Source organism: Bacillus sp. FSL M8-0071 (assembly GCF_037975455.1).
Taxonomy (GTDB): Bacteria; Bacillota; Bacilli; order Bacillales; family Bacillaceae; genus Bacillus; species Bacillus subtilis.
Window position 1 is genome coordinate 1,318,427 of sequence record NZ_CP150256.1, and the last position, 13,518, is coordinate 1,331,944.

Below are 13,518 nucleotides of genomic sequence, written 5' to 3' on the forward strand. Positions count from 1 at the left end.
ATCATGCACAATCAAACAGTCAGAGCAACTGTATTTAAAGCCAATGCCGCGGCTCCTCAGACAAAGCAAATCTATGAAGATGACTTTTCTGAGCTGTACGGAGAGGACATTATCGCTCCGCCCTACAATATCATCGAGCTCAAAACCATTGCCGAATACTCGACTATTCTTCAGCAATGTATAGATGCGTACAAAGTGAATATTACAGGTTTTGGCTTTGATGTGGAGTACACATTTGATGTCAACGCGAGTGATGTCGATCAGACAAAAAAGAAAAGAGCGGAAAAAGAATGGGCAAGACTCGAAGCCTTTTATAAATGTCTTCACTTTGATGAATCAGCTGAAATGATTTTAGGATATGCCATCGAAGACAGAGAAAAAACAGGCAACGGCTTTATGGAAGTGCTTCGAGACGGGGCGGGAAAACCGGCCGGCATCGAATATTTAGATGTGAAATATATGCGTGTATGCGGAGCCGGTGAGCCTGTTGAGGTCTCATTTATATATGAAGAAAACGGGAAAATAAAAAGGATCAAAAGGCAAAAACGCTTCCGAAAATATGTCCAGATGATCAATGGAAAGAAAGTATTTTTTAAAGAATACGGCGATCCGCGAAAAATGGATATGCGTACTGGTGAATATGTAAACACATTGGCAGAGAAGTATCAAGCAAATGAAGCCATTCACCTGAAAATTGGAAGCGGCGTATACGGTGTGCCCCGCTGGATCGGCAATATAGTCAATTTATACGGAGCAAGAAAAGCAGAAGAACTCAATTTTATGTATTTTAAGCAGGGACGTCACGTTCCAGCTGCGATTACAGTGGAAAACGGGATGCTGTCTGAAGCTTCTTACCGGGAACTGCAGGAATACATGAATGATCTTGAAGGCGTTGAAAACGCCCATAAATTTCTCCTGATTGAAGCGGAAGGAATCGCAAAAGAAAAAGATCTTCACGGAAGCGAGGACATTACACCGGTTTCCGTGGAAATCAAATCCTTGGCTGAAATTCTGCAAAACGACGCCTTGTTTCTTGAATACGATGAAAAAAGCAGAAATAAGCTGCGTTCGGCGTTCCGCCTCCCGCCGCTGTATACAGGCGAGGCCCAGGACTACAATCGGGCAACAGCGGATACGGCTAGAAAAATTACAGAGGAGCAGGTCTTTCAGCCGGAGCGAAAAACGCTCGTGAATAAACTGAACACGCTGCTTTTGCCGGAGCTGAATATCCATGACGTCAGGCTGACATTAAAAGGACCGGACTTTCGTGATCCGCTTGAGATTGCGAAGGTGCTCGGTCCTTTTATTACAGCAGGAGCGGTCTCGCCGAATGATTTACGCGACCTTGCCGGACGGGTGCTTGGCAAAACACTGGAGGAGTGGCCTGAGGACATTTATAAACGGCCTGCAGGACAGGATGCGGAAAAGACAAACCTGGCTGCGCTCATGCAGGAGTTGAAAGAAAGCATCGAAGATATCAAAACGTCCTGAAGGGAGGTGAATCAAGCAGGTGGCGCGAGAATTAAGAAATGCCAAAATCAGCTTTGTCAGTTATGTGGACAAGGCGGCTAACCAGACAGAATTTTTCTTTACGAAGTCAGCCGAACCTCCGTCATTTGAAAAAAAGGTTCGGCTGTTTACAAAAAGTGAGCAGGATGAACAAAAGCTCGTGTACGGAATCGTGTATGAGCCTGATGTTCCTGATGCCCACGGCGATTTTATGACCGCCGAGGAAATTGAAAAAGCGGCGCACGGTTTTCTCGCTGAAGCACGGGAGATAGATATCAATCACAGCTTTGAGGGCGGAACCGGCGTCGTGGTCGAGTCCTATGTGGCGCCCGATGATTTTATGATCGGGTCAAAGCGGATTACAAAGGGCTCTTGGGTGCTCGTGACAAGAGCGTCTGACGAGGTGTGGGAACAGATCAAGGCTGGAATCATCACCGGCTACAGCATGGCGGGCACTGCAGATGTGTATGAAGAAGAACCGGTCGAAAAATCGGGATTCTTCAGTGTATTCAAGCAGATGCTTGCTGACAAAACAGGGAAGGAGACTGAAGAAATGAGAAAAGAAGACATGAGAGAATCATTCGAGCATGCGCTTTACCCTCTGCTCAAACGGCTTGAGCGGATTGAAAAAAACACAGACACGGAGGAAAAGCCGGAGCAGACGGGTGATGACGAGCGTCTGAAAAAGCTCGTTGAAGACATGCTTGCCCCGCTGATCGAACGCATCGAGGCTTTGGAAAAAGCGCGAGGCGCGTCTAAGCAGACAGCTGACGATACGGGCGGCAATACAGAGCAAGTCAAAAAATCAATCTGGAGCGGACTGCTGTAAAACCAGTCAAGGAGGAGGAAATCAATTGAGAAATCAAGAGATCATTCGGAAAGCGGAAATGTCGCTTTCTGCTTTAAAAAGCGGCGGGCTTATGAACCCTGCGCAAGCATCGGCTTTTATCCGCATGGTGCAAAACACGCCGACCATTTTCAGCGAATCTCGCGTGATTCAAATGGAAAATGACTCGCAAAAATTTGAGAAAATCGGCTTCGGCCAGCGTATTCTGCGGGCTGCGCAAGAAGGAAAAGCACTGTCAAACGACGAGCTGACAGTTCCAACGACAAGCACTGTCCAGCTGAACACGAAGGAAGTCATTGCGGAAATTAACATTACGTATGACACACTTGAAAACAATATTGAAAAAGACGGCCTGCAGCAGACAATCATGCAAATTTTAGCAGAGCGCGCAGCAGTTGATATTGAAGAGCTGATCGTTAACGGTGATACAGCATCAGCTGATCCGTATCTGGCACAGCTGGACGGCATCCGTAAACAGGCGGTTTCCCATATCGTTGACATGAACGGTGAAGAACTGTCCAGAGCGACATTCAAGAAAGGCTTAAAGGCAGTTCCGCCAAAATATTTGCGCATCCCTCAGGAATTCAGATTCTATACGTCTCACGGCTTAGAAGTTGAATGGAAGGACCGCGTGGCAGACCGCCAGACAAACCTTGGGGACCAGGCTGTTCAGGGCGGCTTGTCAACAGCATTCGGCGTACCGGTCAAAGGGGTATCCAATATTCAGCCGTACACAGTCGGTGAGGGAGACGCGCAATATGACGCTTCTGATATCATTCTCACACATCCGAAAAATATCATTCTCGGCTTCTCCCGCAATATCCGAATTGAAGTCGACAAAGACATCCGCTCCCGTAAATTCATTATTGTCTTAACGGCCAAGCTGGACAGCAAGTTCGAGGAAGAGGATGCCTGCGCGAAATTAATTAACGTAAAAGAATAATAGAAACGAGGTGGTCAGCTCATGCTCATTGAACCGACTGACGTAGCCTCCTATTCGGTCTATGATCGGGTGAAAAACAGGCCGGAAGAGCTGTTGGCGCAGGATATCATCGAGGCGGAAGCGGAAGCGGCTCTCATCACGGGCCACCGCTTTGAAGACAGCTTGTATGATCCGCTGCCCGGTAAGGTGAAGTTGGCTTTAGTAAAGCTTGCCCAGTATTTTGCGCTTGTCAACAGCGATGAATCTGCCTCATCAAGCTATCAGTCTGAGAAAATGGGGGATTATTCCTACACGGTTTCCGGAGAAGGCGGGATTCAGCGGCCTGAGGTGTATCATTTGCTCGAAGAGTTTATCAAGCCGGGCTACGTCCCTGAATCCTCCAGACTGAAGGTGAGATCTTTATGAGCTACAAGCAGATGCTCATTCACCGTTGCGACATTTATCATGAAGTAGCGCAAGCGCCGTTTGCAGGCCGATTTGGGATTCCGGCAGACAGGCTGCAGCCGATGATTTCATATCCGGATACACCCGATGAACAAGATGTCCCTTGTTATTTTACCGAAAAAACGCAGCAGCTGATTCAGGAGAAGCCGGATCAAACTGTATATCATAGCTTTCTCGTCCATTTTCCGTTGTCAGCGGACATCCGCGTGAACGATAAAATCATTTGGGAGAATCATAAATATATACTAAAGCTGCCGAAAAGGATCAGACATCATCATTGGGAGGTCGTCGCAGTCAGGGATGAAAGCCTATGAAAATAGTGGGATTGAAACAGCTGAACACGGCATTAAAAGAAGCGGCTTCAGGCGGTTTTTCCAGACAGGCGTCCCAGTGGCTTGAGGAGTGCGGGCAAGATTTTCTGGAGATCGTCCAATCTGAACTCATCAGCACACAAACGATTGATACAGAAAAACTGCTCAGTTCCTTTGAGAAAGGCGCAGAGGACAATCTCTGGATTGTGCAAAGCGGCGGGCTTTCGCTTGAGGTGGGGACACAGCTTGATTACGCCTCATTTCTTAATGACGGCCATTGGACGTCAAAACAAGATGTGAGATGGGTGCCGGGGCGTTTTCAAGGCTCACGGTTTATTTATGATCCAGCGGCTTCAACGGGAATGGCGCTCAAGAGAAAATGGATACCGGGCACGGGCTACTGGGATCATGCACTGCTTTTATATGAACAGCTGTTTGAAAAATCGCTGGAAAGCAAACTGCGCCAGTGGCTGAAGAAGCTGTAAAGGAGGAGCAGGATGAACAGTGAAACAGGATCGATCATGGCGTTTTTGTACAGCCGGTGGTCTGTTCCCATTTATGAACGCGAGCTTCCTGATCACTTTCAGGTGCCGTCGTTATACGTCCCGCCACCATCTGTTTTCGAGGAAACAGATACGGTCTCCACATTTAAAAAAACCTACAGTCTCAATGTAAAACTGTTTCATCTGGACTCCGTTCAGGCGCTGGATGAAGCGGACAGGCTCGCGGATGCCATCAGAGAAGCGAGAAATATGATTCCGCTGCTGAGTGAATCCGGTGAGAAGACGGGGGATATGGTTCGCATCTCCCAAATCGAGACAAGGGTAGGAGACAGGGGCGAGGCGGCCATGGTGATCAGGTGGAGCAGCCGATATTATTATCACAAAACAGAACAGCCTGTCTTACACGATATCGACATGAACAGCGGGGTGAAATAAACGGTGTCAAAGGACAAACAACAGAAGAAGGCTGTACATACAAAGAGCCGGGAAGCTCTATTTGATACAGCGGATTTGATTAAGCACGCGAAGGAACTGTTTGGCGTTAAGCCGGATATTCTTCAGGGGGCTTTATTTGGCGTGGATCAACCACGCATGACGAAATCAGAAGCCAATCAATTGATTCAAACATTTCTAACCAAGGAGGTCATGTCATCATGAATGGCGGAACATTTACAACAGGCAAAGAAAAAGAACGTGCAGGCATTTATTTTAACTTTAAAACGACGGCACAGGAGCGGGTATCACTCAGTGAACGGGGAACAGTCGCACTTCCGGTCGCATCAAGCTGGGGCGAAGCGAAAACGTTCGTCTCCATTTCCAGCGTTGAAGACCTAAACAAAAAAGTGGGCATCAGCATTGATGACCCGTCTCTATTGCTGCTGCGTGAAGCGAAGAAAAATGCGAAAACGGTATTGATGTACCGTCTAACCGAAGGTGTCCGAGCGTCTGCTGATATTGCTGAAGGCGTCAAAGCAACTGCAGTATATGGCGGAACAAAAGGTAATGACATTATCATCCGCATCAATCAAAATGTGCTGGATGCTAATTCTTTCGATGTGACAACATATATGGACGAATCAGAGGTTGATAAACAGACTGTCAAAAAGGCTGAAGAATTAACAGCTAACGGCTATGTCACTTTTACCGGAACAGGCGATCTTTCTTCAACGATTCCTCTCACTGGATCAGAAGGAGACACTGCAGCTGAGACGCTGAATGCATCCGCGGGAATCCGTTTATCTGGCGGTACGGATAAAGCCCCTGTTAACTCCGACTATACAGATTTCTTAGCCGCGGCTGAAACGGAGAGCTTTGATGTGATTGCGCTGCCTGTTGCAGAAGGTGACCAGTTGAAGGCGACGTTTGCTGCTTTCATTAAACGCCTTCGCGACGGCCAAGGACAAAAAGTGCAAGGCGTCACAGCCAATTATGCCGGTGATTATGAAGGCATCATCAACGTAACCGAGGGCGTGCTGCTTGAAGATGGCACGGAAGTTACACCGGACAAAGCAACGGCTTGGGTAGCTGGAGCGAGTGCAGGAGCAACCTTTAACCAATCACTCACATTTGTAGAGTACGAAGGCGCCGTTGATGTGTTACACCGCCTTGACCACGATACGATTGTTGAACGTCTGGGCAAAGGTGAATTTTTATTCACATTCGACGCCCGCGATAAATCCGTCAGTGTAGAAAAGGATATTAACTCACTCGTGACGTTCACAGCTGAGAAAAACAAGAAATTTGCGAAAAACAAAATCGTTCGTGTCCTGGATGCTGTGAATAATGATTTAACACGCGAGCTGAAAGCCTTAATTAAATCAAGAAAAGGCAGCGGAAGCGATATCCCGGCATCTGAAGACGGACTGCAGTATGTAAAAACGATGATCACGCAATACATGACAACGCTTCAGGATGCAGGCGGCATCACTGGCTTTGATTCCGATGAAGATATCACAATTTCAATGAATGAAGATCGTGACGGCTTCTTGATTGACCTAGCTGTACAGCCTGTCGACGCAGCAGAAAAATTCTACTTTAATGTGGAGGTAAACTAATATGGCATTAAAAGCACAAAACACAATCTCAGGAAAAGAAGGCCGCTTATTTCTCGATGGTGAGGAAATGGCGCACATCAAAACATTTGAAGCAAACGTTGAGAAAAACAAATCCGAAGTCAACATTATGGGCCGCCGCATGACAGGCCATAAAACAACAGGGGCAAATGGAACAGGGACCGCAACGTTCTACAAAGTCACATCAAAATTCGTGCTATTGATGATGGACTATGTCAAAAAAGGCAGCGACCCTTATTTCACACTTCAAGCTGTGCTGGATGATCAATCCTCAGGCCGGGGCACAGAGCGAGTCACGCTGTACGACGTCAACTTTGACTCTGCCAAAATCGCAAGCCTTGATGTCGATTCAGAAGCGTTAGAGGAAGAAGTTCCATTTACATTCGAAGACTTCGACGTCCCTCAAAAGCTATCTGACACGTTTTAATCAAAGCTGAATCAACCCATGCGCAGACCTTTCTCAGAAAGGTCTGTTTTTTAAAGATGAAACCAAACAATAGACAAGGGAGTTTTTTACATGAGCGAGAAGAACGAAAACGTATATGATCTTTCCTTTTTTATGCCGGGAAAAACAATTGAAGCTGAGGAAATCAAGGTGCCGATCTCAAAGCGTTTTGTTGATAAAAAAGGGAACATCGTGCCATTTATTTTTAAAGCGATCACGACGGAGCGCATTGATGAATTGGAGAAAGAAACAACAACGTATAAAAATGTCAAAGGCAGAGGCCGTGTAAAAGATTTAGACAGCCAGCGCTTTTATGCCCGAATCGCAGTTGAATCAACCGTTTATCCGGACTTCCGTTCAAAAGAGCTTCGAGAAGCTTACAAAACGGCTGACCCGGTAGAAGTTGCGAAACGCGTGCTCTCAGTTGGAGGCGAGTATGCGAACTGGTTAAACAAAGCGATTGAGATTAATGGATTTGAAGATGAATTAGAGGATCTGGAAGAAGAAGCAAAAAACTAATCAAGGATGGGCATAAAGAAGCCGTGTATCTCTACTATGCGATGCACGAGCTTCACTATTCCCCATCAGATTTATTGGCGCTCTACGAAGCGCCCAGAAACTATAAAGCGCTGTTATATGGACTGATCGGATATAAGCTCGATCTCCTTGAAAAACAAGCAAAGAAAGGAGGGGCATCGTAATTGGCAAAGCTGACAGCAAGGTTTGAAATGGAAGACCGTGTAAGTAAAAAGTTAAGAAAGATCCAGAATGGGTTTAGAGCACTTGAAAAATTTAGAAAAATGGTGCAGCGAAAAAGCGCTATTGATGTACGAAAAGAAAGCAAAACTGTATTAAGGACAATTGATCGCATACAAAAATCATTAAAGAAAAAGCTTGGCTCCCAAATGATCTCCATTTCAACTGAGGATAAAGCCAGCAGTATCATTCAGCAGGTTAATGTTCAATTGCAGGGATTGCCGTCATCTGTATCTATTAAAATAGATGCTAGTGACCAAGCAACCGAAAAGTTTGAACGATTAAGAGAGCTCGTGGCAGGTTTTAAAGGCTTTATGATTATGCTGAGTGCAGAAGATCAAGTGTTGCCGGCTGTGCAAAAAATACAGCGCTATATGGAAACTGCACTTAAAAATGGTTACTCTGTTACGATACGCGTGATTGATCACGTCATGAAAACAGTCGGTCGTATTTCTGCTGGTATTAATGCCTTAACAGGAAAAGACAACAAACTTGAGCTCGCTATTAATGACAAGGTGTCAAATAAGCTGGATTCATTGCAGAAAAGAATTGACAGCATGGGAAGTTCAGGTCCCTCCGAAAAAGGAGCGCCTTCAGCAGGAGGTACAGGAGATATTGCGAGCATGTTTGATCCAGAAACGATTTTGACAGCACTGGACAAATTTGCTGCTTCATTCATGGAAAAGGTGGATGAAATCGCTACAAAGTTCAGCCCGGAAACAATCTTAACAGAACTGGATAAATTTACAACATCGTTCATGAATAAGGTGGATGAGATCGCCACAAAATTCAGCCCGGAAACAATCTTAACAGAGCTGGATAAATTTACAACATCGTTCATGAGTAAAGTGGACGCAATTGCAACGAAGTTCAGTCCAGAAACGATTCTGGCACAGCTGGATAAGTTCACAACATCGTTCATGAGCAAGGTGGACGCAATCGCGACAAAGTTCAGTCCAGAGACAATCTTGTCGCAGCTGGATAAATTCACAACATCGTTTATGAGCAAGGTGGACGCAATAGCGACGAAATTCAGTCCAGAAACGATCTTGTCGCAGCTGGATAAATTCACAACATCGTTCATGAATAAAGTGGACGCAATTGCAACGAAGTTCAGTCCAGAAACGATTCTGGCACAGTTGGATAAGTTTACAACATCGTTCATGAGTAAAGTGGACGGAATTGCGACGAAATTCAGTCCAGAAACGATTTTGTCGCAGCTGGATAAATTCACAACATCGTTCATGAATAAAGTGGACGCAATTGCAACGAAGTTCAGTCCAGAAACGATTCTGTCACAGCTGGATAAATTCACAACATCGTTTATGAGTAAAGTGGATGCAATCGCAAGTAAATTCAGTCCAGAAACGATTTTTAAGCAGCTTGACAAGTTTACAGATTCCTTTATGAAAAAAGTGGATGATATCGCAAGTAAATTCAGTCCAGAAGCGATTTTTAAGCAGCTTGACAAGTTTACAGATTCCTTTATGAAAAAAGTGGATGATATCGCAAGCAAATTCAGTCCAGAAGCGATTTTTAAGCAGCTTGATAAGTTTACAGATTCCTTCATGAAAAAAGTGGATGATATCGTAAGTAAATTCAGCCCGGAAACAATCTTTAACGAGCTTGACAAGTTTACAGATTCCTTCATGAAAAAAGTGGACGATGTCGTAAGTAAATTCAGTCCGGAAACCATTTTTAACGAGCTTGACAAGTTTACAGATTCCTTTATGAAAAAAGTAGATGATGTCGCCAGCAAATTCAGTCCAGACGCCATTATTACTAAAGCGGAAGACTTTGTAACAAATATTGTTGACAAAATTTCAGAGAAATTTAATTTCCTGAACCCGGATAAAATCGCTAATAAAGCAGAAAAGTTTGTTGATAACATTGTTTCAAAAATCGCCAAGAAATTCGAGAAATTCAGCCCTGATAAAATTATTGAAAAAGTGGGAGAGTTTTTTGAAAAAATTATAAAAGGCATTGCTGAGAAGCTGGGGAATCTGGATATTGGCGGGTTGTTTGGCGGCAAATCCAGCGGAAGCAAAGGCAAACAAAAAGCTTCAAAAGCCAATACAAAGAACTCAACTTCTAACAATTCAAACCGCACTAAAAAACCTTCTATGAACCAAAAATCTTCAGGTTCAAAATCGAAAAAGTCAGGCGGCAAATGGGGCGGGGCTTGTGGTTGCTGCTGTGCCGGAATCAGTACAGGCAAAAGCAAAAAAGTGAAAAATAGAAACGGTTCATCAACAAAAGGGAATAAAACAAATCCTGTGAATACACCTAAATCTGCTAAAGGAGCATCAGGCAAAGGTTTTTCAGGCCTTCTGAAAACATTGGGTGAATCAAAAGGCTTAAAAGGCGGACTGAAGGGCTTAAAAGGAGCGGCAAAAGGAATACCGGGATTAGGCGAAATACTGTCCCTTACTGACTTAGCCGGTATCAATAAGGATAATGCTGGTGAAAAAGTAGGTTCAGCCGGCGGAGGTTTAGCAGGAGCCGCTGCAGGAGCGGCTATTGGAAGCGTTGTGCCGGGAGTCGGGACCGCTATTGGCGGTGTTGTAGGAGGAATTGCCGGTACTTTCGGCGGTGAAAGTTTAGGTAAGGCAATTGATGCCGGCGCTCTAGAAGATACATGGAACAGCATCACAGAGGGTGCGCAAAATGCCTGGTCAGCCATTCAGGATACTTGGGGAACTGTATCAACATGGTTTATGGATAATGTCTGGACGCCAGTGTCAACCGCAGTTGTGGGTGTAGCAACAAGCATATGGTCCAACATCGTGAATGCTTGGACAACGATCCAAACGATATTTAGTACTGTATCAACATGGTTTATGGACAATGTCTGGACACCGGTTTCATCAGCAGTTGTGGGTGTAGCAACAGCAATATGGTCTAAAATCGTAAATGCATGGACGACAATTAAAAATGTGTTCAGTACAGTTGCTTCATGGTTTATGAGTAATGTGTGGGGGCCAGTCAAATCTGCTGTAATAGGAGCGGCAACTACAATCTGGGATAAAATGACCGGTGCTTGGAATAAGATTAAGAGTGTTTTCAGTACGGTATCGGGATGGTTCATGGATACAGTTTGGAACCCGGTCAAAAATACAGTCTCAGATGTAGGTAAGGGAATCTCAGATGCTTTCAAAAAAGCGATAGACACCGTTAAGAACATTTGGAAAGGCCTGAGCGGCTGGTTTAAAAAGAATATTCAAGAACCTCTTACAAAGGTGGGAGAAGCGATTTCAGATGCTTTTTCTAAAGCGTTCGGCTGGGTGAAGCAAATCTGGGATAAAGCTGGCGGCGTAGCTAGTAAAGTAATTAATTTTGTAACCGGCGGCGGTGATCCGAATAAAGGTAAGGATCCGGATAAAAATGCCACAGGCGGCTACATCACCAAACCAACCATCTCGTGGATCGGTGAAGCCGGCAAGGAATTCGTTATCCCGGTTGATAACAACCGAGGCCGGGGGAAGATGCTTCTTTCACAAGCGGCGTCTAAGCTGGGTATGCAAGTTGTAGACGATATGGGCGCAGCTTCGTCTTCTGGCGGAAGTCCAGCATCTGTTTCAGGAGGAGCAGCTGTCAGTCCTCTATCAGGCTCAGCCTCCCCAGTAATGAACACTGCAAATCTTACAGGCCAAGCGTCCACACTCGGACAGCAATTTTCAGAAGGCTTTGGTAAAGGCATCAGCGATCAGCCGGTCAAAATGGAAGACTGGAAAAAGAAAAACATCAATACGCCATTTACACAAATGATTTCTGCTTCACCAAATTACGGTAAACAAATGGTAAGCGGGTATGCCAAGGGCCAAAACGGTACAGCAACCGGAACGGACGGCTTTTTGCAATCAAAAGTTAAAACGCCGTACCAAGCCACTGTGAACAAATCGTCTTCATGGGGCACAGGAACGGTCAAAGGCTTTGCGCAAGGACAAAACTCAACCCAAACAGGGACTGCACAGTATGTGAGTACACATGTTGACAAACCGTTCCTGCGTTCAAAAGACACATCGAACAGCTGGGGCTCCGGTTTGATCGGAAACTTTGTGACAGGCATGAATTCTAAATCCAGTGAAGTAAAACAAGCAGCAAAGGATATGGCCAAGAGAGTGGAGCAGGCTTTCCGTGAGGAGCTAGATATTCATTCACCTTCCCGTGTCATGATGAGCTTGGGGCGTTTTGCTTCAATTGGTGTTGTCAAAGGCCTTGGCTCAGTAGATGTAAAGAAATATGCTGAAAAACAAGCCGGATCACTGGCGGCTGCCTATTCCGGAATGGGAGCCATGGGCGGGAACGTAAAACAATGGATTATGGCTGCTCTCATGGCCACCAAGACACCGATGAGCTGGCTACCGGGACTCATGACGATTGCGCAGTATGAATCCGGAGGCAATCCGAATGCAATTAACTTGTGGGACAGCAACGCAAAAGCGGGGCATCCGTCACGAGGGCTGATGCAGACGATCCCAAGCACCTTTAATGACCATAAAGCACCGGGTATGGGTAACATTAAAAACCCGATTCACAACGCAGCTGCTGCGATCGGCTATATTAAAAGCAGATATGGATCAATCAACAATGTGCCGGGTATTAAAAGCCTGAATCATGGCGGACCGTATGTCGGTTACGCAAACGGCGGGCTGATTACAAAAGAACAAATTGCACGTGTCGGAGAAGGAAACAAGCGGGAATGGATCATTCCGGAGGAGCGAGGCATCCGCGGCCGCTACCTCCTTCAGAGAGCTGCGCAAGCTCTTGGTATGGAAGTGACAGATCCGTCTCAATCCCAGCAGTCTGAGCTTTCTTCAGGACAAGTTTCAGCAGTTACATCCGGTACACGGCAAACGATACAAACAGCCGGAACGAAAGAAATAAAGATTGAGTTTAACGGCGATCAGCATTTCCATAATGGACAGGATGCTGATGGCCTGGTTGCGAAAATCAAGCAGGCATTACTTGATGAATTACAAAATGACATTAACACCGGAACAAAGGGGGTCGTGGCTTTTGACTAAGTCTATCTATGAATTTTGGATATCACAGGGGAAAGAAAAGCTGCGATTCCCTGTTCTTCCTGAAGCGATTGATATAGCGAATAGTGTACAAAATGACTCAGTAAAGATAACGGGATTGGGTGAACTAACGTTTATTGAAGAACCCGGAGCAAAAGAAATTTCATTTTCTTCTTTTTTTCCAAAAAAGTATACGCCGATAGCTGAATATCAAAATCTCCCGTCTCCGGAAAATGCCATTGCGAAAATTGAAAAATGGATGAAGGCAAAAAAGCCTGTTCAATTTTTAATTACGAGAACAAAAATCAATATGACATGCAGTATTGAAAGCCTTAAATATAGTGAGGGAGACAATGAAATAGGAGATCGGGATTTTGATATTGTATTAAAAGAATACAAAACCGCTTCCCCGCGGAAAATCAAGCAGAAGAAAAAAACAAAGGCAAAACGTCCGTCGAAGGCTGCGCCGAAGACGTACACAGTGAAAAAGGGAGACACGCTATGGGACATTGCAGGCAGATTTTACGGGAACAGCACTCAATGGCGCAAAATTTGGAACGCCAATAAAACAGCAATGATCAAACGAAGCAAACGGAACATCAGGCAGCCGGGCCACTGGATTTTTCTCGGCCAAAAATTAAAGATACCGCAATGAAACAGGTGA

Annotated in this window: 14 protein-coding genes; all 14 read left to right on the forward strand. The window is 45.3% G+C overall.

The features are described 5' to 3' along the window. The first annotated feature begins 3 nt into the window (after window positions 1-3). The 14 genes from MKX71_RS06830 to MKX71_RS06895 all read left to right on the forward strand — a co-directional run bounded on the left by MKX71_RS06830 (window position 4) and on the right by MKX71_RS06895 (window position 13,509). On the forward strand, window positions 4-1,491 hold the full coding sequence (locus MKX71_RS06830; RefSeq protein ID WP_339231892.1) for a phage portal protein: 1,488 nt from the start codon (window positions 4-6) through the stop codon (window positions 1,489-1,491). 19 nt (window positions 1,492-1,510) lie between these two features. Further along, entirely contained in the window at window positions 1,511-2,338 is an 828-nt protein-coding gene (locus tag MKX71_RS06835) for an XkdF-like putative serine protease domain-containing protein (RefSeq protein ID WP_339231893.1), read from the forward strand. A 25-nt stretch (window positions 2,339-2,363) separates the two neighbouring features. Then, a complete protein-coding gene (locus MKX71_RS06840) occupies window positions 2,364-3,299 on the forward strand; it encodes a phage major capsid protein (RefSeq protein ID WP_003232690.1) in 936 nt (311 codons plus the stop codon). 21 nt (window positions 3,300-3,320) lie between these two features. Beyond that, window positions 3,321-3,704, forward strand: coding sequence for a DUF3199 family protein (locus MKX71_RS06845; protein WP_021479474.1), 384 nt, complete (start codon window positions 3,321-3,323; stop codon window positions 3,702-3,704). Continuing rightward, window positions 3,701-4,057 carry a YqbH/XkdH family protein gene (locus MKX71_RS06850; protein ID WP_070548845.1) on the forward strand — a complete coding sequence of 119 codons (357 nt, stop codon included), beginning with the start codon at window positions 3,701-3,703 and terminating at the stop codon, window positions 4,055-4,057. Before MKX71_RS06845 ends, MKX71_RS06850 begins: the two co-directional genes overlap by 4 nt. Next, window positions 4,054-4,539 carry an HK97 gp10 family phage protein gene (locus MKX71_RS06855; RefSeq protein WP_339231895.1) on the forward strand — a complete coding sequence of 162 codons (486 nt, stop codon included), beginning with the start codon at window positions 4,054-4,056 and terminating at the stop codon, window positions 4,537-4,539. Before MKX71_RS06850 ends, MKX71_RS06855 begins: the two co-directional genes overlap by 4 nt. 12 nt (window positions 4,540-4,551) lie before the next feature. Continuing rightward, on the forward strand, window positions 4,552-4,992 hold the full coding sequence (locus MKX71_RS06860) for a phage portal protein (protein ID WP_339231896.1): 441 nt from the start codon (window positions 4,552-4,554) through the stop codon (window positions 4,990-4,992). A 3-nt stretch (window positions 4,993-4,995) separates the two neighbouring features. Continuing rightward, window positions 4,996-5,214, forward strand: coding sequence for a hypothetical protein (locus tag MKX71_RS06865; RefSeq protein WP_003232679.1), 219 nt, complete (start codon window positions 4,996-4,998; stop codon window positions 5,212-5,214). Beyond that, entirely contained in the window at window positions 5,211-6,611 is a 1,401-nt protein-coding gene (locus MKX71_RS06870; RefSeq protein WP_339202519.1) for a phage tail sheath family protein, read from the forward strand. Before MKX71_RS06865 ends, MKX71_RS06870 begins: the two co-directional genes overlap by 4 nt. Before the next feature lies 1 nt (window position 6,612). After that, complete coding sequence (locus MKX71_RS06875) at window positions 6,613-7,056, forward strand: phage tail tube protein (protein WP_076457802.1); 444 nt, start codon at window positions 6,613-6,615, stop codon at window positions 7,054-7,056. 90 nt (window positions 7,057-7,146) lie between these two features. After that, window positions 7,147-7,593, forward strand: coding sequence for a phage portal protein (locus tag MKX71_RS06880; protein WP_015715734.1), 447 nt, complete (start codon window positions 7,147-7,149; stop codon window positions 7,591-7,593). Window positions 7,594-7,634: 41 nt separating this feature from the next. Continuing rightward, window positions 7,635-7,775, forward strand: coding sequence for a hypothetical protein (locus MKX71_RS06885; RefSeq protein ID WP_014479557.1), 141 nt, complete (start codon window positions 7,635-7,637; stop codon window positions 7,773-7,775). Next, the gene (locus tag MKX71_RS06890) at window positions 7,776-12,857 is read left to right on the forward strand and encodes a transglycosylase SLT domain-containing protein (RefSeq protein ID WP_339231898.1); all 5,082 of its coding nucleotides are present in this window, start codon (window positions 7,776-7,778) and stop codon (window positions 12,855-12,857) included. Then, window positions 12,850-13,509, forward strand: a complete 660-nt coding sequence (locus MKX71_RS06895) for a LysM peptidoglycan-binding domain-containing protein (RefSeq protein ID WP_339231899.1) — start codon at window positions 12,850-12,852, stop codon at window positions 13,507-13,509. The genes MKX71_RS06890 and MKX71_RS06895 overlap by 8 nt, the downstream gene beginning before the upstream one ends. The last annotated feature ends 9 nt before the right edge of the window (window positions 13,510-13,518 follow it).

Coding starts and splice junctions, on each gene's coding strand:
- MKX71_RS06830 (WP_339231892.1), top strand. CDS start 4: ATGCACAATCAAACAGTCAGAGCAACTGTATTTAAAGCCAATGCCGCG.
- MKX71_RS06845 (WP_021479474.1), top strand. CDS start 3,321: ATGCTCATTGAACCGACTGACGTAGCCTCCTATTCGGTCTATGATCGG.
- MKX71_RS06850 (WP_070548845.1), top strand. CDS start 3,701: ATGAGCTACAAGCAGATGCTCATTCACCGTTGCGACATTTATCATGAA.
- MKX71_RS06855 (WP_339231895.1), top strand. CDS start 4,054: ATGAAAATAGTGGGATTGAAACAGCTGAACACGGCATTAAAAGAAGCG.
- MKX71_RS06860 (WP_339231896.1), top strand. CDS start 4,552: ATGAACAGTGAAACAGGATCGATCATGGCGTTTTTGTACAGCCGGTGG.
- MKX71_RS06870 (WP_339202519.1), top strand. CDS start 5,211: ATGAATGGCGGAACATTTACAACAGGCAAAGAAAAAGAACGTGCAGGC.
- MKX71_RS06875 (WP_076457802.1), top strand. CDS start 6,613: ATGGCATTAAAAGCACAAAACACAATCTCAGGAAAAGAAGGCCGCTTA.
- MKX71_RS06880 (WP_015715734.1), top strand. CDS start 7,147: ATGAGCGAGAAGAACGAAAACGTATATGATCTTTCCTTTTTTATGCCG.
- MKX71_RS06885 (WP_014479557.1), top strand. CDS start 7,635: ATGCACGAGCTTCACTATTCCCCATCAGATTTATTGGCGCTCTACGAA.